Source organism: Bacillus thermozeamaize, from assembly GCA_002159075.1.
Classification (GTDB): Bacteria; Bacillota; Bacilli; order ZCTH02-B2; family ZCTH02-B2; genus Bacillus_BB; species Bacillus_BB thermozeamaize.
The window spans coordinates 1-22,643 of record LZRT01000061.1 but is presented as its reverse complement, the minus strand read 5'-3'; the positions used below and the strand labels follow the sequence as shown (position 1 = coordinate 22,643).

Sequence of the window (22,643 nt, the reverse complement as noted above, 5' to 3'; positions counted from 1 at the left end):
ATGTTCAGCACTTGTATCAGGAACGCTATTACGGCAGTAATTGCACCCATTTTACCGAGCTGTTGGCGGAGTACGAAAACATCCGTTTAAGCGCCTCTTCCGTCCGGCGCATTCTCATCCAAGGCGGCTTGCGCCCTGCACGCGTGCGCCGGCGTTCAGTGGGTCAGCCCGCGTCGCTAACCACCTTTGGCCAAGCCATCGCTGATTTGGGCATCACGCATATCGAAGCTGTCTTTCGCAAGCCAAAGGACGCATCGAGCGGCTTTGGAGAACCTTTCAGGATCGTCTGGTGATCGAATTGCGCTTGCGCAACGTGTGCACCATGGAGGAAGCCAATCGGGTGTTGCCGGAACTGATTGACAAGCACAACCGGTTGTTCGCTGTGGCGCCGCAAGAGGCGGAACCGGCCTACCGGCCGCTGCCTGAGGTCGGGCATCAGGCGAGATCACTATTTTTACAGAACAATAAACCTGACATTTTCTCAGAAGCTTGACAGAATATTTTTCTCCCTGCCTCATCTGACCAGGCCAGCATCCCGCCAAGCAAATTTTTGACGTTGGTATAACCTTGAGCCATAAGGTACTGACAGGCGATTTTGCTGCGGTAGCCAATTTTGCAGACCAACACAGCCTCCGCGTCGGGATCGATCTCTTTCATGCGATAAGGCAGGTTCTCCCAGAGGAATGTGGCGGGCACCGCGAATCATCCCCATGGCCACCTCCTCCGGTTCACGGACATCAATGATCTGAATTGGTTCTCCTTGTTCCAATTTCTTCTGCAACACCTCAGGCAGCATCTCGACCACACGCATCATGGCAAGCACCTCGATTTCCCCTACTTAAATTATCCCGGATTTCGCAAGTAACATGGCATAAAAAATGAAAAAGGGCTCCTCATCTTTGGTAGAATGGGTGTTAAAGGACATCATAACCGTAGGTATGCCAGCCTGTGGAGCAAAGCAGTCGTAAAAACGGATCTGGCAACTATGGAAAAGCTGCTGCGTCTTGTCTCACCCCTGGCGGCAAAACAAGGCATGGGATCCAATGGGATAGGTTATTTCGTGTCATTCCCTTTTCCATCGCCAATTGACAACTACGCAAACGGCATTACTATCCCACCCGGATCGGTGCTTTTTTTCGAGACACCGGTCCACCGTTCCATCGCCCGCAGCATACTGCCCTTTTATCTAAAACTTGCCAAGAATACCTCATTCGCCAGGCATTTGGCGCTCGCGATACAGAAGGGGAAAACAGCTGCTGTCCATCAGTTGATCCGGCCCCTGGTCCGAACAGCGGTGCTGGAGACCATCACCATCGAGGATGACGGTGTGGCACTGTTGTTCGCCTATCCCTTCAGCAAGTTCAAATACCGAAATTTATTGTTCAGGGATGTGATTGAACCGCATTTGGACGGAGAGCCGGAATAACTTGCCAAAAAGCTTACTCCCCCAACATGATTCTTTGCGAAGACTGCCTATAAAAATACCAATATTTTTCATTTTCATCAAGCCTTCTCTTTTTTATGTTTTAAATGTCATTTTACTAACGGTATGTTTTAAAATTAATATTTTAAAACTTCCCGCCAGAGATGCCCAGAAGGTTTACTTTCATAACGGCTCTCCTTTTTAATTCTCTTTTATACCAAACGTCTAGGTAATCAGCTTGCAAAACATATCTACACCATATCGCTTCCCATATCCTAAATTAATACTAATTCAACAATTTTCAACTACATAAGGAAATAGTAGTATCATAGAAGAAGTAACGTCCCTAAGCAATTCAGGCAATTCATCGAGAGGCTCTAATGAACTCATACCATTAATAATTTTCTCCATTTCATCGAAGGAAGTAATAATGATCCCGCAAAGTTCCATTGCCACGTTATCTTCAATGTTGGGTAGTATATCTATACCCGTTTGGATAAATTCATTTATTTTAGTCATTGTATCAGAAATATAGTTCGAGAAATTTTCTAGGTAAATTGCTATGCCTTGTTCGCAAATATCAGATTCACTGGTTATCTTACTAACAACAATATTATATTGAATGAACAATAACCTTAATTTTTCCACATAACTAGCGGCCTTTAGCCATTTATCCATTTTGGAGAAATCTATATCTAACTGATTGTAAACCTCCATAGGAATTATTGCGGGAAAAAGAGGGGTGGCAATTAGATCTTCATTAACATCCAATATTTTATATAAAGGCATTCGATATCCACCAAGTACAGGTAAACCTTTATACAAGGGAGCAAAAACCATAGTCGGCCATTGTGTTTCAAGGTACCATCTCATGCTGTTGTAAGCAACAGCATCTTGCCATTGTTCCCGCAATCTTAGACACATATTCTTAAACAATTGTTCAATCTGTATCTGTTCTAACGAATCACAGTCCTGCAACAGAAACATAGTCTTTGTATATTCTACATCAGAATTTTCAACAACAATGATTTTCCTTACTATAACGCTTTTCTCGAAAGTTTTATTTACAAGCTTCTCTATTTTCCTGTAACGTTGTTTGGCATCATATGCAATTGCAATACCGCGTGGAGGATTATTTACCACATGATGTGCTATGTTTAAAAGCGTAATCATTCCTTCAACTTCTTCACGCTCAAATTGAATATAATCCTCTGGCGCATATCGTAAAAAGAGCTTGGAATACTCCTGCTGCATCTTAAAGAGTGATTTAGCTGAATCATATATGTTAATAAGAGCAAGTTCTGAATCCTTTAAGTTATAATTTAAGCCTTTAGTTCGCGAAAATAATATGTTAATAAATCTATCAACAAAAAGAAAAAAATTATGAAATGTATCCTTAAAACTTTTCGTAAAATCCTTATACAAATATATTGAAAGCCCTAATGTAAACTTATTATTAATTATTTGGTTACTATTTTTCTCCTGCGTATCACTATCTTTCTCCTGCATATTAAATCCCTCACTATAAAGGCAATAAGGGTCAACAGCATTTTTTGGAAGCAAAATGTCATTGTGCAGTAGTTTTTTTACATCATTTATCTTTTTAAGTAATTTGCTCATCCGTTCATTATTTATAAAACGCTTTCTGTAAATATAATCAACAGAAGTAATGAAAGTTCTTATCAAGTCTAATGTTTTTTGGCGTATAGTAATTACTTGTTGATTATACTCTTGCCAATTTATAGGTCTGTAGCTGAAATATATACGAGTTCTAAACAATCTATTTATTTCCGTTACCCATGGATCTGGTAAATTAGACCTATGAATTCTTTTTTCACTATCGTAGGCAGGAAACCCTAAATCACCAAACAAATCCACCCCAACAAGTTTTGCACCAACATATTCTTTATCGTGGTATAACCTGCTTAGAAGATCAACCATATTCATTACCCAAAAATGATTTACGTTCTTAATATTATATCTTTCATTCTCATTAAAAATTGGTGGGACGAATTCACACGATACTTCGTTTTCCAAAATTACCATTTTTATTACGTTATAGTGACTTATCAACCTCTCTCTCAAAATAGGCTCACAAGCATTATACCAATCAATTTTTCCTTGTAGATATAATCCCAACATTGCATCAGCTTTAGATTTAATATCACCATATTTTACAGCTTCCTCAAACATCTCTTTCGTAAAAGGCAAATCAACTATTTGTTTTCTTTTTGCTAACCAAAACAATGAATATCCGAAATCAGACCATTCGATATCAGAACGAGGAAGATCAGAAGGAATATTAGAATTTTGCATCCATAAATCGGTAATTTCATACATTATTTCAAAACTGGTTAAACAATTCTTTGTCCTTTCAATTTCATTATGATTAATTACTTCTTTGTACCTTTCTGATAATGCTTCAAATAACACATCTGCAAATAACTGTTTTGGAACTAATTCTCCTGTTATGTCGATAGGAGAGAATATTATCCACTGAGTACCTTTTTTGGTAATTAGATCTTCAAAGACTTTCTGATTTCGTTCCACATAAATTTTGACGTCAAGCCATAACATTGTTTTTAACATAGATGCAAATACTGTCCAATCACGACAGGGAATATTTGCTATTTGCTTGATCAACGCAGAATTGTATGGTTTTTGAGTAAAATAATCCATCAACAGTAATTGTGGATATCGTTTCCCCACACATTTTAAACACTTTATGAGTATTTCAGAAGAATCAACAGCCATTCTATCAGAAAGAATATCGCAAATGATCGATGCTCTTAATGGATGCAACGCTTCAATATAAAAACCGTCTTCTGAACTTTTTATCAAATACTCCTTACTCATTCTATGTATAGCTGCAATGGCATTCTCGCAATTGGATTCTCGTTTGACATTTTCAAACGATACTGGAGAGCCAATCCTTCCGGCATAACATACTAAATTCAATAACATGAGCCACGAATCAGGAACATTTTCACTTATTAATCTATCGATTTGAGCCTCCAAACGTTGACGCAAAGTCTGATTATTGTTAAGAAGATACATAAATTCTAAAAAAGGTCCTTCTTCACCAAACTGACACCAAGCATCTTCGAAACTCCGGAATATAGGATGTGGCTTGTTTGATGTGATTGATGTAAAAATATTTTGCGCTTCTTCTTTGGACAATTTTAAATCGATTTCATCAAAAACTATTTTGCTTGAATCTACTTTTGATAACTTGAAATCCTCTTCTCGGATTGAGACTAGTATAGGTACAGAAATCCCTCTTAACTGAAGCTCTTGCAAAAGCAATGTCCAATTCGGCTCCCCTGGATTTACATCGATATAAACAATAATGTCCTGCGTGTGCCTAGTAATGCCTTGTAAAACGTTAACCAAATTTTCTGCCTGTCTAGATGATTGAATGTGCGTAACACAAAACACAAGTTGCTCATGATAATTATTCAGAATGAACCTGAGGCACAATGCTGTTTTCCCTTGCCCTGATACACCTTTAACAATAACTGCTTTATGTTTGTCTAAAGACGACGCTATTTTCTCAAGCCACTCAATGCGAACTAAATCCAAATTGTTACGTATATGTGCGGGATGAGCTGAAACACCATGGGAAAACTCTTGTCTAAGTTCTTCAATGGATTTTTCTGAGGTGATGTCACATAAACGAGTAATGGACTTTTGATACTCTTTAAAATAGCCGTCCATTGCAGCTATATCATTACCAATTCTATATATTTTTTCTTGCCAAAGGGTTAACGATGTATAACTTCTGCTTTTTGATAGTTCTGCTACATATTGAACCAAAAGGGTCTTGGCAAGCTCTGGTGCAGCCATTGTAGAAACAAAAGATTTTAATTGATTCATGATTTGTTCTTCCAAGGCTTTTTTTTCAACTTTTTGAAATACCAATTTGGATAAAATCCATGATGCCTCATCACTTGAGAGCTCATGCTCATTGATGAGTTTATCAAATATCTTCTTTTTATCCGAGGTATTTCCAATGGAAAAGCCATATAATTCTGCCCCTAGCTCTCCAAAATACACAATACGTATAGTTTTAAACATAGGTTCGGCATAACGTAAGCTACAAATTCTTTTAAAAAAACCTCTCTCACTTTTGGACTCTTTTGTTGAAGCTAAATGAGATAAAGTAAGAGGTGACGATAAATCTTTAACTTGTACTACTTCAATAATATGTCCATCTTGTTTAATCAATAAATCTTCTAGTTGTTCTGGATAAAATTCATAGTTTTCAGGTTCGCTTATTATTCTTGAAGCAATATATAACGTTTGAGATGAATACCCTCTCCATGCTGACTGTGCTCCTTGATCAGACTTAGAAAAAAACATGAATATTTCACCTTCTTTCCTTTTCACGTTTTTTCAATAAGAAATCAAACTTTATTATAACTTTTAGCCACTGTTTCAGCTCATCCCGAACGCGTCCGCGATCAGCTCGTACGAGCGGATGCGCGCCTGTTGGTCATGAATCGGACTGTTGATGAGAATCTCATCCACGTCATATTCCTCGGCCAGCCGGAGCAACCGTTCCTTCACCTGTTCCGGCGTTCCGACAACCCTTCGCCTGCGGATTTTCCGAATCAGGTACTTCTCCTCTTCCGTATACGGATACTCCAGCGCCGTCTTCACCGAAGGCAAGTGCGGAAACTCCCTGCCGGTGCGGATGCCGAGAAACAGCAAGTCACTGCTTTTGGCCAAGCGATCCGCTTCTTCCTCCGTCTCGGCGCATATGACGATGGTAGCGATCATCGCCGATGGCCCGTTCTCCAACACCGGGTTTTTCTGAAAATGCCCGCGATAATACGCGATGGCTTCCACTCCGCCGGGCGTGCCGAAAAATTCCGCAAAAGCGTAAAAGGTGCCAAGTACCGCCGCATATCGGGCACTCTCGCCGCTGGAACCAAGAAGCCAAATCTCAGGCGCCGTCGGGATGTCAGGGGCGGCCAGCAAGTTGGCGAACGGGTGCCCGTCCGGCATGGCGTCGTACAAATACCCGATGAGGTCCAGCACCTGCTGCGGGTATTTGTTGATGTCGACATATTTGTCCTCTTGCAGGGCCTGGGTAGACAACGGCATGCCGCCAGGGGCGCGTCCCAGTCCGAGATCGATGCGGCCGGGATGGAGCGCTTCCAGCAGCCGGAAATTCTCGGCCACTTTGTAAGAACTGTAATGGGGAAGCATGATCCCGCCCGCGCCGACGCGTATCCGGGTGGTGGCGGCCGCCAGATGGGCGATCAGCACTTCCGGACTGGAAAAAGCGATGGCGCGCATGCCATGATGCTCCGACACCCAAAAACGGGAATAGCCAAGGGCCTCCGTCACTTGAGCCAGTCGGGTCGATTCCTGCAACGCCTCATGGGCGGTTCGCCCCTCGCTCACAAACACTTGATCCAAAACACCCAGCTTGACCACTGGCGCACCTCCTTCTTATGCCCAGTGTAACAAATTGCTCTGCGCCGTGTCAGTTTGATAGCCGTTAAGCAACGGTCTTGCTTTATTATATCTCCGCTCCGGGAATCAACTGGTCAGCACCAGGTGCGCTCAATCAATCGAAAAAGACCGGACCTCACGAGTGGGTCATCTGTCCAACGGCAAAACCATCTTGACCGCAGGCGTCCCAAACGGGATCATGTTTCTTCGGCGGACGCTTTCGGGACGGGCTTGCCTGCTTCCACCAGCGCTTTGCTGCCGACCAGAAAAAATGCTTGCATAAACAGCAGCAGACCGGTCCCCATCAGCAGCCATTCGATTTTGACCATGTCCGATATGGGGCCGAACAGAAGCATCCCCAAAGGCATCATGGAGCTGAAGATCATCGTAAATACGCCGAACACTCTGCCGAGATAATCTTCCTCCACTTTCTCCTGAAGCAATACCATCGACGGGGTGTTAAAAAACGGCAATACGACGCCGATGAGCCACATGAAGAACAAATAAATCCAAAAATCGGGCACCACACCGAGTCCGAATGTGCAGAAACCAATCACAAGACATGACAAGGACATCGTATGAATTTTGTTCCGAAAGCCACCCCATGCAGCCAAGATGGCCCCGCCTAGAATCATCCCGACGGAAAAAGCGATTTCAATCGCCGTCAGACGCCAGATCTCGTCACCGAAGCTGCGCGCAACCTGCAGCGGTGTCAAGAATGCGCCAGGTGCGGTAAGGAAAAAGAAAAAGGCGCAAAACACAAAAAACTTTCGCGCATATTCATGGTCTTTAATATAGCGCAACCCCTCCCGCATGTCAGCGAAATAACCGGCCGTCGACGGCTGCAATGCTTTGGCGTGCACAGGAACATGCACAAAAATGAGCAATATCAGGATCGCGACCGCCGCGGTCATGACATCAACGAAAAAGATCATCTCCAGCGAAGCCACTGTGAGCAGTGCCGCACTGACGATGGGCGAGCAAAGCATGACAAACGACTGAAGGCTTCCGTTGATGGCATTCACCCGCGTGAGCTTGTCGGCAGGCACCAGCTGGGGAATCATCGCCCCCACAGCCGGGTTTTGTATGCCCGACCCAAGCGCACGCACCGCCGACATCACAAAGAGCAGCCAAAGCGCATCGTACCCCAACAAAAACAAGAGGGCCAAAACAAGCGTAGCGATGGCGATGGACGAGTCAGAGAGAATGATCAGCCATTTCCGGTGATAGCGGTCCGCCCAAACGCCGGCAAACGGCGACAAAATCAAAGTCGGCAGAAAACCGCATAAAATGGAGATGGTCAAAACCGCACCGGATTTCGTTGACAGGGTGATGTGCCAAAAAATGGCGTATTGGACCAAATGAGTGCCGAAAAGCGAGATGTTCTGACTGCCCAAAAAAAGAATAATGTCCCGTTTCCAGCCACGATTCGTTCCCAGAAAGGATCTCCCCTATCATGAACAATGACGTCGCATGTCATAGCGTCATTTGTCCATATGCTTTCTCGATTGATGAGACGGCACCGATGAAACAGACATGCAATTTTCAGTATATCCAAAGCGGCCTGCACATCAATCTTGCCCGATTCCAGTTATCTTGCCCGATTGTTATCTAGCCCAATTCCAGTTCGATAACCTGGTAACACTTTGCGCATTTTTCACAGGTTCATCGACATACCCATTCTAACAATTCCAAAATTTTAACGCAAAAAGGAAGCTTATCCCTCAGCTCCCTTTCGATCCAACAGTGTCACACACTCCACATGCGCCGTATGGGGGAACATGTCCACCGGCCGGACTTCGACCAGCTCATATCCAAACGGCAGCAGTTCCGCGCAGTCTTCCGCCAAAGTGGCCGGATTGCAGGAGACGTACACCACCCGCTTCGGACGGGCGCGGCCGATTTTCCGCATCACCTTTCTGCCGGCGCCGGAACGGGGAGGATCAAGAAGCAGCAAATCGACACCCGGATGCTCAGCCAACACCTGATCCAATCCCCTCCGGGCATCGGCCGTGACGAAGCGCGCGTTGTCCACGCCGTTCTCCAAGGCATTTTGCCGCGCGGCTTCTACGGACGCTTCGACAATTTCGATCCCGACCAACTCTTTTGCCCGACGCGCAAAAGGCAGCGAAAAGGTGCCGACACCGCAAAACAAATCGATCACCCGCTCATCGGGCTGCGGGTTGCCTTGCTGCAGCGCGATTTCCACCAACCGCTCAGCCTGCACCGGGTTGACTTGAAAAAAGGTCTGCGGTTTCAACCGGTACCGGAACCCGCACAGTTCGTCCTGGATATATTCCCGGCCGAAGAGGCAGATCATTTCTTCCACGTCGGTCTTGTCCGCCACGCCCCGGTTGACAATCCACAACAGGCTGGCCAATGAGGGACACCGTTCCCGCAAACGGACAACGAGATCGTCCACCGCGTGCTGCAGATTCGCGGACTGGCTGTTCGGAGGAGAAGGCGGCTCCGTGGCAAACAACGCCACCATCAGCTCCCCTGTCGCAAACGATTGCCGCACCATGAGATGGCGCAAGAGCCCCTGGTGGACCAGCTTGTCGTAGCCGCGAAGCCCATGCTCCCTGGCCCAGGCGGCCACTTCCCGTGCTGCCTGCACCATCTCCTCCCCCGCAATCAGGCAGTCATCCAGCGGAATCACGGTGCGGAAATCCCCCTGTGCGTGCAGTCCGAGCCGTCCTTCGGGAGAAAAGGTAAACTCCATCTTGTTCCGGTAATACCATGGCCGCTCCATCCCGGCAATCGGCTTGACCACACGCTCGTCCAGACCGGCCGACTGCAGACAAGACTTCACATAGGCTTCCTTGGCGGCCAATTGTTCCCGATAATTCACGTGTTGCCATGTGCACCCGCCGCACCGGCTAAAATGGGCACAGCGCGGTTCCACCCGTCCTCCATGGGGCTGAAGCACTTCCAAAAGCTGCGCTTCCAGCTTCTTGCCGCGTTTTTTTCCCCTCCGAACAACGACGCGGACTCTCTCCCCGGGAATCGTGTACGGCACCCGAATCGTCCACGCGCGCGGCTTCTTCCGATGACTCCCTTCCCCCAGGTTGTTCCCGTCCCCATCCTCATGTTCCGGGCTTTCCGTTTCCGTCACCTGGGTGATGCCCCATCCTTTGTGATCAAGACGTTGGATGTCCAGTTCCAGTTCATCCCCATGCCGTGCCATGTTACCCGCTCCTCACAAAAAAAGGCTCGATCCCGGTCAAGGAACAGCCCTTGAATGTCGCGAATACCACTATACCATGCGGGAAAAAAGGTTGGCAAGTCTTGACCGAGGCACGAAAACCATCACGGCTTCTCCCCTGCTTCCGGGTCATCCGGGTGCCCCGCCGCCACCATCCGTTTGCGCTGGATGATATAGGCGACAAGATGCTCCAGCACCACTTTGGCAACCACGACAAAAGGCACCGCAAGCAGCGAACCCATCAGCCCCGCCACCTTCCCGCCAACCAACACCGTAAAAATGATGGTAAGCGGATGCAGATCGACGGTCCGCCCCACAATCAAAGGCGAGAGGACATTCCCCTCCACAAATTGCACAATGACATTGACGATCAGCACCCACAGCACCATTTTCGGCGACACGGTCAGCGCCACCAGCAGGGCCGGAACCGCCCCAAGGTAGGGGCCAATATAGGGAATGATATCCATCAATCCGACAAAAAGGGCGAGCAGCAGCGAATAAGGCAGGCCAATCAGCCAATACCCGATATACGCCAACAAGGCGATCAACGAGGCAACCAGCAGCTGACCGCGGATGTAGTTGCCCAGCGCCATATCGATGTCCCGCAACAGGCGGCTGATTTCCCGCCGCTTGTCCAGCGGGACAAAGGTCATCACCAGACGTTCCATCACCTCATGATCTTTGAGGAGGTAAAAGGTCACAAAGGGGATCGTGATCAGCATCACCAGGGGCTCTACCGTCGAAGGCAAATTTCGAATGAGATGGGTCGTTCTTTCCGTAAACCACTGCTCGGCCGTTACAATTGCCTGTTCAATGCTCATCTGCAAGGCGCCGGGCAGCATGAAACGGTGCTGGTAAACATAATTCAGCCACAATTGCAACCGCGCCGTCCACTCCGGCAAGTGTTCCAGCAAGTCCCGCATCTGTCGAACGAAGACAGGAAAGAGGTTGACAAACAACAACACCATCGCCAGCAAAAAGGTGCCGTAAATGAGCAGCACGGCGACAGATCGCGGCATCTTCCGCCGGTGCAGCAAATTGACCACGGGATTTAACAAGTATGCGACGATCATGGAGATGAGCAGGGGGGTCAGGATGAGTTTGAGTATATTCCAGATCCAGGACAGAACCGGCCTGATGTGCCATAACAGAACCAATAACCCGATCGCCAACAGGGAAACAATAAGTACGTACAGGAGCCTGTTCTTTGCAAAGGGCATGATTCCCGCCCCATCATTATGGATTAATAAAGGTGATGCGACACATGGCGTTCCGATTCGCTGAAGAGATCATCCAATGAGATGAGGCTGCCGTCCTCCTCCACCTCATACAGCATCATCAGTTCTCCCTGCACGCCAAACTCAATGAAACAATCCCAGCAATAATAATGGTGGCTGCCGATTTTGCCGATATTCCGCGACTTGCAGTTGGGACACAGATAATGCATGCCATCACTCCTCTTACGTTACTCCGTCCTTGCCTCCGCTTGTTCCGGCACCAGGATCATATCTTCGCCTATCGTCAACTCCTCAGGCCACGGGAAAATTTTTCTTCCCTGCCGGAGATCGGACAAAATGCCTTCAGACAGTTCACACCCAATCAGGTTTCCCATTTCTTCAACAAAATAAACATCCTGGATCTGCCCCAGGCCGTCCCCCGCGGTGGTCATCACATCCTTGCCCGTCAGCTTGTTTTGGCCGCTGTAAAGCGTATACACCCCGTCCGGCAAATCCTGCAGGCTGACCCTCCCATGCACCATGATCGCATCCTCGCCCCATGCAGCCACTTCTTTTATTGGAATGCACTTTGCCCGGCGAAGGAGGCCCTTGTTTTCGACGATCAGTCCCTGAAGACGCCAAGAAGCGTCAAAGTAGAGATCTCTGACCACCCCCACCTGTTTTCCCGTGTTCTGAACAACCACTGACAGGCCGATCAAATCCTGTGCCTTTCTCACCCTGCACCCTCCCTTCAAACGCCGCCATAAAATATCCCACAACAGGCAGCAAGCAGAATCACGGCAACTCCACCTGCAGTTCAAGCTGTATTTAGTATGAACCGCAAGTCCCGTTTGCGCCCATAAAAAAAACTGCCATGCGCAGACTAAAAAACTGTTGAAAAACTGCGCCGGCAGATGCGATTGCCACATCCCTTCACACACCGGAGTGTGACGGAAGTGACTGGACGATATCGGCCACAATTTTCGCCGCCTGAACCACCTCTTCCTCGGTCGTGTCGTGCCCGAAACTGAAGCGCACGGCGGATCGTATCAGGTCCTCTTCCAGGCCCATCGCAACCAAAACATGGGAGGCTTGAAGGGAACCAGCCGTACAGGCAGACCCGCTGGATGCGGCGACGCCCTCCAGATCGAGACGGATCAAAAGCGTCTCGCTGTCCACCCCGGGAAAGCTGACATTCAGGATATGAGGGTAGACCCGTTCCGGATGACCGTTGATGACCACCCGTTCGCTTCCCAGGCGTTCCACAAGTTCCCGGATCATTGTCTGTCGCAGCCCTTGGTAATGCTCAAACCGTTCCTTCATCGACTGGCGGGGAAGCATGACCGCCTCTTTAAACCCGACAATCCCAGCCACATTTTCCGTGCCGCCCCGCCGCCGCCGCTCTTGCGATCCTCCATGAAGCAGGGGCTCGATGGGAACACGCCGGGAGACATAAAGGGCTCCCACACCCTTCGGTCCATTGATCTTGTGGGCGGAAATGGTGATCAGATCGACCGGCAGCGTCCGGCAATCGAGCGACTCCAGGGCCATGGCTTGTACCGCGTCGGTATGAAAAAAAGCGCCCCGTTCCCGTACCAGGGAACCGATGGTTTCAATCGGTTGCCGGGTGCCCACCTCATTGTTGCCGAGCATCACTGAAACCAGCACGGTCTGATCGGTCAGGGCCGCTTCCAGCGCATCCAGATCCACTTCACCATGGCGGTTGACGGGAAGATAGGTGACACGAAAGCCCATTTTTTCCAGGAATTCACAGGTGTCCAGCACGGCGTGATGTTCGATCGAGCTGGTCACCACGTGATTGCCCATCCCCCGCTCCCGGGCGGCCCAAGCCGTTCCGAAAACAGCCAGGTTGTCTGCCTCCGTTCCCCCACTCGTAAAGATCAGCTCTGAACTATCCGCGTGAAGACAGGACGCAATCACTTCCCGCGCCTCATCGATCGCCTGGCGCACAATCCGGCCAACGCGATGCAGGCTGGAAGGATTGCCGAATTTGTCTTCCAGATAGGGACGCATCGCCTCGGCCACAGCCGGGTGAACCGGCGTCGTAGCGGCGTGATCCAAGTAAATCATCCCTCAAACCCTCTTTTCCTGAAGCGCTCGCTTGTTTCGGTTTAAATGTAAAACATGTAGGCTTCGGCCTCTTCGTCACCGGACAAAGAAATCAAATCGTGCAGCGTCGTCGAATCCAGGACTTCCGTAATGCTGTCCCTGACCCGGATCCAAAGGTGGCGGCTGCCGGGTTCATTTTCCTCCTCCACTTCGACCGGATTGATCGGCCCTTCGAGCACCCGAATGATGTCGCCTGCCGTGATCTCTTCCGGTTTTCGGGCCAAAACGTACCCGCCGTAAGCGCCCCGGATGCTCTTGACCAGCCCTGAGTTCCGCAATGGGGCGACCAGCTGTTCCAGATAATGCTCTGACAAGCCATGGCGTTCGGCAATCGCCTTCAGGGAAACCGGCCCTTCACCGTAGCTTTTGGCCAGCTCTATCATCAAAACCAATCCGTACCGACCTCTTGTCGAAACTTTCAATGTGGACCCTCCTCTGTCAGCCCAGAGGCTACATCTCACACTCCGGGATCCCTTTCAATTTTATTCTACCTGTTTCCGATGGGAATTCCAATTGTTTACTGATTGAACCGTTCCTGGTATTTTTTCCAGATCGAAGCCTCCTGCCCCTGCCGGGTCGGTTCATAGTAACGGCGCCCGACCAATTCATCCGGCAGATATTGCTGAGCGACCCAGTGGCCGGGATAATCGTGCGGATATTTGTACCCTTTCCCGTGTCCCAGCTTTTTGGCGCCGGCGTAGTGCGTGTCGCGCAAATGCAGGGGCACCTCGCCTGTAGGGCGGCTGCGCACGTCGTTCATGGCCGCATCGATCGCGCGGATGACGCTGTTTGACTTCGGGCTTTCCGCCAGGTAAATGACGCACTGGGCCAGGTTGATCCGCGCTTCCGGCATTCCCACCGCCTGCACCGCCGTCCAGGTGGCCGCTGCCTGCACGAGGGCCTGCGGGTTGGCCAAGCCGATATCCTCGGAAGCATGCACCAGCAGACGGCGGGCAATCACTTTCGGATCTTCGCCCCCTTCCAGCATGCATGCCAGCCAGTAAAGCGCTGCCTGCGAATCGGAACCGCGAATCGACTTGATCAGCGCACTCATCATGTCATAGCGGTGATCGCCGCGATCATAGCGAAGCGCGGGTTGTTGCAGGCATTCTTCAGCTACCGCCAGCGTAATGTGCCGGACACCCGTCTCATCTTCTTCCGTCGACAGGGCGGCCAGTTCAAGTGTATTCAGCGCCACCCGCACGTCTCCGTTGGAACGGGAGGCGATGTAATCCAGCGCCTCCTCATCCAGCCGGATCGCCAGGCGGCCCAGACCGCGCTCGCCATCGGCAAGCGCCCGGCGGACCGCTTCCTTGATGTCTGCCTCAGACAACGGGTAAAACGGAAACAGCTGGCTGCGCGAGAGAAGCGCCGAATTCACCTCGAAGTAGGGGTTCTCCGTCGTGGCGCCAATTAAAATGAGCACCCCTTTTTCAACCGCCGGCAACAAGGCATCCTGTTGCGCCTTGTTGAAGCGGTGGATCTCGTCCAGAAAAAGGATCGTCTTCCGTCCGTACAGCCGCCGCAACTCCTCGGCCTCATCGATCACCTGCCGCAGTTCCTTGACGGTGGCGGATACGGCGTTCATCGTCACAAAATGAGCCGATGTCGTCTCGGCAATGACACGGGCCAGCGTGGTCTTTCCGCAGCCAGGAGGGCCCCAGAAAATGGCGGAGGTGAGCCGGTCGGATTCGATCACCCGCCTGAGCAGTTTGCCCTTTCCGATCAGGTGTTGTTGACCCAGCATCTCGTCCAAATGGCGAGGTCGCATCCTGGCCGCCAGCGGCGCCATTTTCTCTTCATCATACGCAAAAAGGTCCATCGTTGCACCCTCTCGGCATTTACAGACTGGACATCCGGTTGCCCGACAGCGCCCGGACCAGCCGGACCCCTTCCTCCCAGGAAGTGATCCGGGGAAGCGGTTTTGGATAATCCCGGTTATAAACGGCATCCACAATCACCGTCGGGATGCCGGCTTCCGTGAGCCGATCCAGATGATACGGCGCATCTTCAAAAAACAGGTCGAGCGAAAGCCTCATCGCAACCGCCGCCTTGTCCTGTGAACCCATGAACAGATTTTTCCCGTTAAAGGGAAAATGATAACGGGACAGCCAGTTCTTCGTAATCTCCGTAATATGCCTCATCCCTGGCCGGGCGGTTACAAAGAAGATCTCGTGCCCTTCCCGCACCAGTTGATTCAACGCTTCCGCCGCATTTTCCAGGGGCACGCCCAGTTGGTAAATTTTCGGTTCCAGCTTCCGCCAGAGGCGCGCGCCTTCCTTCGGCGTCAGCCCATACGCCTCATCAAGATGGAAGGTGGTCACTTCCTCCAACCGGACGTCCCGCTTCAATTCTTGATTAAACACCTCGACCGCAGCACGCTGCGTCTGCTTGATGGTACCGTCGATATCCACTCCCAAGCGCAATCGCGGGCCCTCCTTTGTCCACTCTTCAGACATGCACCCATCCTGACCATGCCAATAGTTTATCCAAAAAGAAAACCCCTTCGTAGAAGGAGTTTTCACGCATATCTCGGCCCACATCTGTCAAGTGTATTGTAACATGCCGGTCAATTCAGCGTCAAATGAACGCCCATCGGCCCCAGTTACACCGAAGCCTTTTCGCTTTTCACAATCCGCAGGTGAAGCTCATCCAGCTGTTGCTGGCTGACGGGCGACGGCGCCGCCGTCATCAGTTCGGTGGCATTGGCCGTTTTCGGGAAAGCGATCGTCTCGCGCAGGCTGTTCTTTCCGGCAAGGAGCATCACCAGGCGATCGAAACCGAATGCGATTCCCCCGTGCGGCGGCGCACCGTACTCGAAAGCCTCCAGAAAGAAACCGAATTTTTCCTGCGCTTCTTCGGGCGAAAGGCCAATCGCCTGAAACATCTTTTCCTGAACTTCGCGCTGGTAAATCCGCATGCTGCCGCCGCCGATCTCATGGCCATTGAGAACCATGTCATAGGCCTGCGCGCGAATCGCCAGCGGATCGGTGTCGAACAGCGGGATATCTTCCGGCCTCGGCATGGTGAAGGGATGGTGTTCCGCCACGTACCGCTTCTCTTCTTCGTCATAGGATAGCAACGGAAAGTCGGTGACCCAGAGGATTTTGTAATCGTCCTCCTTGACGAGCCGCAAATCCTCCGCCAGCTTCAGCCTCAGGTTGCCCAACACGCTGGCGACAACATCCGGTTTGTCAGCCGCAAAGAGCAACAAATCCCCCGCCTTGGCTTCGCTGATCTGGAGGATCTGCTGGATCTCCCCTTCGCTGAAGAACTTGGCGATCGGGCTTTTCACCCCATCCTCCGTCACCTGCATCCAGGCCAGCCCCTTGGCCCCAAAGCGAGCCGCATACTTGCCCAGCTCATCAATCTCCTTGCGGCTGTAGCCGGCACATCCAGGCGCATTGAGCACCTTCACCTGCCCGCCCGCTTTTAAGGCATTGCGGAACACTTGAAACTGGCAATCGGCGACGACATGGCTGATCTCCTTCAGCTCCATGCCGAATCGCAAATCCGGCTTGTCTGTGCCAAAGCGATCCATCGCTTCGCGGTAACTAAGCCGCATGAAAGGACGTTCCAGTTCCACGCCGATCGTCTGCCGGAAGACCTCGGCGATCATCTCTTCCATCAAATCCTGGAGCTGCTCGGCGGACATAAAGGATGTCTCGATGTCCACCTGGGTGAATTCCGGCTGCCGGTCCGCGCGCAGGTCCTCATCCCGGAAGCAACGGACAATCTGGTAGTAACGCTCCGCACCCGCAATCATCAACAGCTGCTTGTACAACTGCGGCGATTGCGGCAAAGCGAAAAATTCCCCTTCGTGCAAGCGGCTGGGAACCAGGAAGTCACGCGCCCCTTCCGGCGTGCTCCGGGTCAACAGCGGCGTTTCAATCTCCCAGAATCCATGCGTGTCGAGGAAATCCCGGATCACCTTGGCCGCCCGATGTCGCAGCTGCATGATCTGCTGCATCTGGGGCCGGCGCAAGTCCAGGTAGCGGTATTTGAGCCGCACCGCCTCATCCACCTCAATCTGCTCATCCAGGGGAAACGGCGGCGTCTTGGATGGATTTAAAATCTCCACTTGCTCGGCGCGAACCTCAATCTTTCCCGTCTTCAGTTTCGGGTTGACCGTCTCGGGATCCCGCTCCACGACGACCCCCTGAACACCGATGACATATTCATTCCGCAAGCGATCGGCCACTTCCATGGCTTCTGCCGAAAATTCCGGGTGAAACACCACCTGGACGATCCCGCTCCGATCGCGCAAGTCAACGAAAATCACGCCGCCCAGATCGCGCCGCCGGTTTACCCAGCCGTTCAGCGTCACCTTCTGACCGACCATCTCCAGCCCCAATGCACCACACGCATGTGTTCGCAACAGCAAATTCCTTCTCTCCTTCTCTCAAGCTTCCCAGACTCTTTTCCTTTTGTACCGCTCTCTCGTGTCGTACCCGCACGCTCGTGTTTCATCCGGCGCCCATCCGGCGCCGATGTTTCTCGATGTCACTGTTCCCTTTTTTTCGTCACTGTTCTCTTGCTTTCATTGTCGCCGACAGACGGGGGATCACATCGGCAAAGGAAATTTCCTCCTGTGACCCGTCAGCCATATTCCGGAGCTGAATCGTCTGCCGGGACAACTCCTCTTCTCCCAGAATCAGCGCCCACTTGGCCCCAGACCGGTCTGCCGCCTTCAGTTGCGCCTTCAGCTTTCTGTTCAAGTGATCCAGATCGGCGGCCAGACCCGCCTGACGAAGCTGGCGCAGCAGGGCAAAGGCGGTGGCTCGGGCCTCTTCCCCCAGTGCGACGACATAACAATCCAGTCTCTCCGGCGCAGGGCTCTCCACCCCTTCGGCCTTCATCACCGCCAGAAGCCGTTCCAGTCCCGTGGCAAAACCGATGCCCGGAACATCCTCACCGCCAAGACTGGCCACCAGTCCGTTATAACGGCCTCCTGCGGCGATCGTCCCTACCGCGCCAACCGACTCAGCGATAAATTCGAAAGCGGTTTGGGTATAATAATCCAGTCCGCGAACCATTCGCGGGTTCACATGATATTCAATCCGCAACCGGTCAAGAAAGGTTCGGACGCGGGCAAAGTGATCGGCACAACCGTCACAAAGGTGATCCAGAATGGACGGCGTATCAGCGGTCAGCTGCCGGCATCGTTCATTTTTACAGTCCAGGATGCGCAACGGGTTGCGTTCCAGTCGCGACTGGCAATCCGGGCACAAGGATTCCCTCACCGGGCGGAGGGAAGAAAGCAACGCTTCCCGGTGCCGCGGGCGGCACTCGGAACACCCGAGGCTGTTCAATTCCAGGCGGAACTGGCGGATTCCCAGTGAACGCAGAAAGTCGTCCACCAAGGCAATCACCTCGGCGTCGACGCAAGGTTCCGAGCTTCCCAGCACTTCCGCGCCAAACTGGACAAATTGCCGGAAACGGCCCGATTGCGGGCGTTCATAACGGAACATCGGCCCCAGGTAATACCACTTCGTCGGCTGTGGCTGGGCATATACCTTGTGTTCGACAAAACTGCGGACGACGGCCGCCGTCCCTTCAGGGCGCAGCGTCAGGCTGCGCCCTTTGCGGTCCGTAAACGTGTACATCTCTTTCTCCACGATGTCGGTCGTCTCCCCGACGCCACGCTGAAACAACTCTGTATGCTCAAAGATAGGCGTTCGGACCTCGGAAAAATGATAACGCCTGGCCCACTCCCGCGCCAAATGCTCGAGATGGTGCCAGCGATGGATCTCCTCCGGCAACACGTCATACGTCCCCCGCGGCATGCCAATCGTCACTTTTCTTCGCTCCTTCCCATACTGCATCGCTTCCCCGGCCCTTGGACCAGAGCTTGTCCCGCACATGCCTGGCAAAATTTACGGATCATAATTCTCTAACGTCAGCTCATGATAAGAATGCGGAGGTGATAAAGATGGCATTAGGACAAAAACGAAATGTCCTCGTCGTCCCTCAAGCCGGACAGGCGCTTGAGCAGCTGAAATACGAAATTGCTCAAGAGCTGGGCATCCAGACCCCTCAAGATGGCTACTGGGGAACGATGGCAACCCGCGACACAGGTGCGATTGGTGGAAACATCACCCGCCGCCTGGTCCAGATTGCTGAGCAACAATTGGCAAACCAGCAATTCCCCAGGGCCTAACCCCTCAAACCCTGCTTTTTAAGCAAACCGTCAAGCCAGTACTCACATCATCTCATGACCTTTAGAAAAGGCTTCCTTCGGGAAGCCTTTTTCCACCTTATTATACCGCTCAAGGTTTTGTTTTGAAAGGATGGCTCTCCAAATCATTGTGCCTGCAGAAAGGAAGAAATATGTATGTATAGATGAAACAGGGATACCAGATCCAGGCCGGCGAACCGCGTCAATCATTCTGCGGGTGCTCCAAAAGCAGGGTCACCGGCCCATCATTGACCAGATGAACCTGCATCATCGCGCCAAAGCGCCCTGTTTCAACCGGCACACCAAGTTCAGCGAGATGTTGATTAAACCGCTCGTATATCGCTTTCGCCTGTTCCGGCCGGGCCGCCGCCAGAAACTCCGGCCGCCTTCCTCTTTTCAGCGAGCCGTAAAGGGTGAACTGGGAAACCGACAGCACGGCACCCCCCACATCCAGGAGCGAGCGGCTCATTTTCTGCTGCTCATCGGCGAAAATTCGCAAGTGAGCCACTTTCTCCGCCAGATAACGCGCCTCCTCCGCCGTATCCTGGTGCGTAATGCCGACAAACAGGAGCAACCCCCGCCCAATCGAACCGACGGTCTGTCCGTCTACCTCCACCCGCGCACTCTGAACCCGCTGCACCAATACGCGCATGTTTTCAGCTCCTGACGCTCCTTGTTTACTGCGTGATGCGACGAACCGAATAAATATCCTTGATGCTCTTCACCTTGTCGACCACCTTATGGAGGTGATCCAGATTGTGGATATTGATCGTCATCAAAATGGTGGTCACCTTGTTTTTGTCCGAACGGCCGGAAATGGCGGAGATGTTGGTCTTGGCCTCCGATACAGTTTGCAGCACTTCATTGAGAAAACCTTTCCGATCATAGCCCGTAATTTCAATATCTACCGGATAGGATGACGAGTCGTCCACCCCTTCCCACTCCACCTCGATAATCCGATCCTGCTCCTTTTTCAGTTGCTGGATATTGGGACAATCATTGCGATGAATGGAGACTCCCCGTCCTTTGGTCACAAACCCGACAATCTCATCACCGGGCACCGGCGTGCAGCAACGGGAAAACCGAACGAGGAGATTATCCACGCCCTTGACCCGCACGCCATGCGTCGGCTTGCTCTCCGACGGCGAATGCTGCTTGACCGCACTCAGGTTCAGATCATCCCGCTGATCCTTGCGGGCCTTCTCTGTCAGCTTGCCCATCACCTGGTTCAGCGATATGCCGCCGTACCCCAGCGCGGCCAGCAAATCCTCGCGGCTTCCCAGGTTATAGGCCTTGGCGACGGCTTCCAGCTTTTCATTGGTCATCCATTCGGCGGGCGCGAAACCTTGCTTTTTCAGTTCCCGCTCCAGCTCTTCCTGGCCCTTGGCGATATTTTCTTCCCGTTTTTCTTTCTTGAACCACTGCCGGATTTTGCTGCGCGCATGCGAGGACTGGGCGATCTTCAGCCAGTCGCGGCTCGGCCCGTAGCTGTGTTTGGAGGTGAGAATTTCGACAATGTCACCCGTTTTTAACCGGTGATCCAGCGGGACAATTTTGCCGTTGACCTTGGCGCCGATGCACCGGTTCCCCACTTCCGTGTGAATCCGATACGCAAAATCCAGCGGCACCGAACCGCTGGGCAGTTCGACCACATCCCCCTTGGGGGTAAAGACGAACACCACGTCGGAAAAAAGTTCCGTCTTCAGCGATTCCATAAACTCCTTGGCATCGCGGTAATCCTGTTGCCATTCCAGAATTTCGCGAAACCAGGAAAGATTCCGGGATGCTTCATCATCCGTAACCGCTTTCCCTTCCTTGTATGCCCAGTGGGCTGCCACCCCGTATTCCGCCGTCCGGTGCATCTCCCACGTCCGGATTTGCACCTCCAGGGGCTCTCCTTTAGGCCCTACCACCGTCGTGTGCAGGGACTGGTACATATTGGGTTTCGGCATGGCGATGTAATCCTTGAAGCGTCCCGGCATCGGTTTCCACAACGTATGGATAATCCCCAGCACGGCATAGCAGTCCCGAATGCTGTTGACAATCACGCGAACGGCAAGCAGATCGTAAATCTCGTTGAACTGCTTCTTCTGCTGCACCATCTTGCGATAAATGCTGTAGATGTGCTTGGGACGCCCGGAAATGTCGGCCTCAATCATCATCTCGGCCAGTTTTTCCCGGAGCGTCCGGATCACTTCTTCAATGTACTGCTCCCGTTCCGAGCGTTTTTTCTGCATCAGGTTGACGATGCGGTAGTACTGCTGGGGGTTGAGATAACGCAACGAAATGTCTTCCAGCTCCCACTTGATCGTCGAAATCCCGAGCCGGTGTGCAAGCGGCGCGAAAATCTCCAGCGTCTCGTTGGCGATCTCGCGCTGCTTTTCTTCGCTCAGGTACTTGAGCGTCCGCATGTTGTGAAGCCGGTCGGCCAGTTTGATCAGAATGACCCGGATGTCCTTGGCCATCGCGATAAACATTTTCCGGTGGTTTTCTGCCTGCTGTTCTTCCTTCGTCTTGTATTTCAAGCGGCCCAGCTTGGTCACGCCGTCCACCAGGTGAGAGACATCTGGGCCAAACCGTTCCTCAATCTGCTTGAGGGAAATCTCGGTATCTTCCACCACATCATGCAGCAAGGCGGCCACAATGGTCGAAACGTCCATCTGCAAATCGGCCAGAATGCCGGCCACCGCCAGCGGATGGAAAATGTAAGGCTCCCCCGACTTCCGCGTTTGGCCTTTGTGCGCTTCTTCGGCCATACGGTAAGCCTCACGTACCTGTGCCCGTTCCTCTTCGGACAAATAATCCAATTTTTTACAAAGTTCCTCGATGCCCATTTTCTCTCTCACCCATATAGGTTTTACGTTTAATTATCCCTTTTTTCGAGGAACTTGTAAAGACAGCGCGATCACTCAGGTAAAATCTTACCGAAAGGATTGTGGATCGCTCACGTCAAAATCTTACTGAGGGGATGTGACGTGAGAATGTCTCTACAAAGCCGTCGCGAGTACTTACGCAAAATGCAGGAAC

20 protein-coding genes are annotated in these 22,643 nt (G+C 51.3%); 4 read left to right on the top strand and 16 right to left on the bottom strand.

Going from position 1 to position 22,643, the window contains the following annotated elements:
* The first annotated feature begins 11 nt into the window (after nt 1–11).
* Together BAA01_01115 and BAA01_01110 are read left to right on the top strand one after the other, a co-directional pair.
* On the top strand, nt 12–293 hold the full coding sequence (locus BAA01_01115) for a hypothetical protein (GenBank protein ID OUM88453.1): 282 nt from the start codon (nt 12–14) through the stop codon (nt 291–293).
* Nucleotides 290–493 carry a hypothetical protein gene (locus BAA01_01110; protein ID OUM88452.1) on the top strand — a complete coding sequence of 68 codons (204 nt, stop codon included), beginning with the start codon at nt 290–292 and terminating at the stop codon, nt 491–493. The genes BAA01_01115 and BAA01_01110 overlap by 4 nt, the downstream gene beginning before the upstream one ends.
* 21 nt (nt 494–514) lie before the next feature.
* Here the strand turns inward: BAA01_01110 and BAA01_01105 are convergent, their stop codons facing one another.
* Complete coding sequence (locus BAA01_01105; GenBank protein OUM88451.1) at nt 515–811, bottom strand: hypothetical protein; 297 nt, start codon at nt 809–811, stop codon at nt 515–517.
* A gap of 174 nt (nt 812–985) precedes the next feature.
* On the opposite strand from BAA01_01105, the gene BAA01_01100 reads away from it, so the two are divergent.
* On the top strand, nt 986–1,426 hold the full coding sequence (locus BAA01_01100; protein OUM88450.1) for a hypothetical protein: 441 nt from the start codon (nt 986–988) through the stop codon (nt 1,424–1,426).
* 288 nt (nt 1,427–1,714) lie between these two features.
* Here the strand turns inward: BAA01_01100 and BAA01_01095 are convergent, their stop codons facing one another.
* The 13 genes from BAA01_01095 to BAA01_01035 all read right to left on the bottom strand — a co-directional run bounded on the left by BAA01_01095 (nt 1,715) and on the right by BAA01_01035 (nt 19,263).
* Nucleotides 1,715–5,785 carry a hypothetical protein gene (locus BAA01_01095; GenBank protein OUM88449.1) on the bottom strand — a complete coding sequence of 1,357 codons (4,071 nt, stop codon included), beginning with the start codon at nt 5,783–5,785 and terminating at the stop codon, nt 1,715–1,717.
* 75 nt (nt 5,786–5,860) lie between these two features.
* Nucleotides 5,861–6,868, bottom strand: a complete 1,008-nt coding sequence (locus BAA01_01090; GenBank protein ID OUM88448.1) for a hypothetical protein — start codon at nt 6,866–6,868, stop codon at nt 5,861–5,863.
* 215 nt (nt 6,869–7,083) lie between these two features.
* A complete protein-coding gene (locus BAA01_01085; protein ID OUM88447.1) occupies nt 7,084–8,325 on the bottom strand; it encodes an MFS transporter in 1,242 nt (413 codons plus the stop codon).
* 278 nt (nt 8,326–8,603) lie between these two features.
* Entirely contained in the window at nt 8,604–10,073 is a 1,470-nt protein-coding gene (locus BAA01_01080) for a 23S rRNA (uracil-5-)-methyltransferase RumA (protein ID OUM88446.1), read from the bottom strand.
* A 122-nt stretch (nt 10,074–10,195) separates the two neighbouring features.
* Entirely contained in the window at nt 10,196–11,311 is a 1,116-nt protein-coding gene (locus BAA01_01075; GenBank protein OUM88445.1) for a hypothetical protein, read from the bottom strand.
* A gap of 23 nt (nt 11,312–11,334) precedes the next feature.
* Nucleotides 11,335–11,538, bottom strand: a complete 204-nt coding sequence (locus BAA01_01070) for a hypothetical protein (protein ID OUM88444.1) — start codon at nt 11,536–11,538, stop codon at nt 11,335–11,337.
* A gap of 18 nt (nt 11,539–11,556) precedes the next feature.
* Complete coding sequence (locus tag BAA01_01065; protein ID OUM88443.1) at nt 11,557–12,045, bottom strand: hypothetical protein; 489 nt, start codon at nt 12,043–12,045, stop codon at nt 11,557–11,559.
* 196 nt (nt 12,046–12,241) lie between these two features.
* Complete coding sequence (locus BAA01_01060) at nt 12,242–13,399, bottom strand: cysteine desulfurase NifS (protein ID OUM88442.1); 1,158 nt, start codon at nt 13,397–13,399, stop codon at nt 12,242–12,244.
* A gap of 41 nt (nt 13,400–13,440) precedes the next feature.
* Complete coding sequence (locus tag BAA01_01055; protein OUM88441.1) at nt 13,441–13,860, bottom strand: Rrf2 family transcriptional regulator; 420 nt, start codon at nt 13,858–13,860, stop codon at nt 13,441–13,443.
* A 95-nt stretch (nt 13,861–13,955) separates the two neighbouring features.
* A complete protein-coding gene (locus tag BAA01_01050) occupies nt 13,956–15,260 on the bottom strand; it encodes an AAA family ATPase (protein ID OUM88440.1) in 1,305 nt (434 codons plus the stop codon).
* Nucleotides 15,261–15,279: 19 nt separating this feature from the next.
* The gene (locus BAA01_01045) at nt 15,280–15,864 is read right to left on the bottom strand and encodes a hypothetical protein (protein OUM88439.1); all 585 of its coding nucleotides are present in this window, start codon (nt 15,862–15,864) and stop codon (nt 15,280–15,282) included.
* Nucleotides 15,865–16,043: 179 nt separating this feature from the next.
* Nucleotides 16,044–17,819, bottom strand: a complete 1,776-nt coding sequence (locus BAA01_01040; GenBank protein ID OUM88454.1) for an aspartate--tRNA ligase — start codon at nt 17,817–17,819, stop codon at nt 16,044–16,046.
* 142 nt (nt 17,820–17,961) lie between these two features.
* Entirely contained in the window at nt 17,962–19,263 is a 1,302-nt protein-coding gene (locus BAA01_01035; GenBank protein ID OUM88438.1) for a histidine--tRNA ligase, read from the bottom strand.
* A 107-nt stretch (nt 19,264–19,370) separates the two neighbouring features.
* Between BAA01_01035 and BAA01_01030 the strand changes: the two genes are divergently transcribed.
* Nucleotides 19,371–19,598, top strand: coding sequence for a spore protein (locus BAA01_01030; protein ID OUM88437.1), 228 nt, complete (start codon nt 19,371–19,373; stop codon nt 19,596–19,598).
* A 220-nt stretch (nt 19,599–19,818) separates the two neighbouring features.
* Here BAA01_01030 and BAA01_01025 read toward each other — a convergent pair whose 3' ends face one another.
* On the bottom strand, nt 19,819–20,268 hold the full coding sequence (locus BAA01_01025; protein OUM88436.1) for a D-tyrosyl-tRNA(Tyr) deacylase: 450 nt from the start codon (nt 20,266–20,268) through the stop codon (nt 19,819–19,821).
* Nucleotides 20,269–20,293: 25 nt separating this feature from the next.
* Nucleotides 20,294–22,450 carry a (p)ppGpp synthetase gene (locus BAA01_01020; protein OUM88435.1) on the bottom strand — a complete coding sequence of 719 codons (2,157 nt, stop codon included), beginning with the start codon at nt 22,448–22,450 and terminating at the stop codon, nt 20,294–20,296.
* Between the last annotated feature and the right edge of the window lie 193 nt (nt 22,451–22,643).

What these genes read in the sequence shown, in the direction of transcription:
- BAA01_01070 (OUM88444.1), bottom strand. Translation starts at nt 11,538, where the DNA reads ATGCATTATCTGTGTCCCAACTGCAAGTCGCGGAATATCGGCAAAATC.
- BAA01_01075 (OUM88445.1), bottom strand. Translation starts at nt 11,311, where the DNA reads ATGCCCTTTGCAAAGAACAGGCTCCTGTACGTACTTATTGTTTCCCTG.
- BAA01_01030 (OUM88437.1), top strand. Translation starts at nt 19,371, where the DNA reads ATGGCATTAGGACAAAAACGAAATGTCCTCGTCGTCCCTCAAGCCGGA.
- BAA01_01060 (OUM88442.1), bottom strand. Translation starts at nt 13,399, where the DNA reads ATGATTTACTTGGATCACGCCGCTACGACGCCGGTTCACCCGGCTGTG.
- BAA01_01035 (OUM88438.1), bottom strand. Translation starts at nt 19,263, where the DNA reads ATGCAGTATGGGAAGGAGCGAAGAAAAGTGACGATTGGCATGCCGCGG.
- BAA01_01050 (OUM88440.1), bottom strand. Translation starts at nt 15,260, where the DNA reads ATGGACCTTTTTGCGTATGATGAAGAGAAAATGGCGCCGCTGGCGGCC.
- BAA01_01095 (OUM88449.1), bottom strand. Translation starts at nt 5,785, where the DNA reads ATGTTTTTTTCTAAGTCTGATCAAGGAGCACAGTCAGCATGGAGAGGG.
- BAA01_01025 (OUM88436.1), bottom strand. Translation starts at nt 20,268, where the DNA reads ATGCGCGTATTGGTGCAGCGGGTTCAGAGTGCGCGGGTGGAGGTAGAC.
- BAA01_01020 (OUM88435.1), bottom strand. Translation starts at nt 22,450, where the DNA reads ATGGGCATCGAGGAACTTTGTAAAAAATTGGATTATTTGTCCGAAGAG.
- BAA01_01100 (OUM88450.1), top strand. Translation starts at nt 986, where the DNA reads ATGGAAAAGCTGCTGCGTCTTGTCTCACCCCTGGCGGCAAAACAAGGC.
- BAA01_01080 (OUM88446.1), bottom strand. Translation starts at nt 10,073, where the DNA reads ATGGCACGGCATGGGGATGAACTGGAACTGGACATCCAACGTCTTGAT.
- BAA01_01105 (OUM88451.1), bottom strand. Translation starts at nt 811, where the DNA reads ATGCGTGTGGTCGAGATGCTGCCTGAGGTGTTGCAGAAGAAATTGGAA.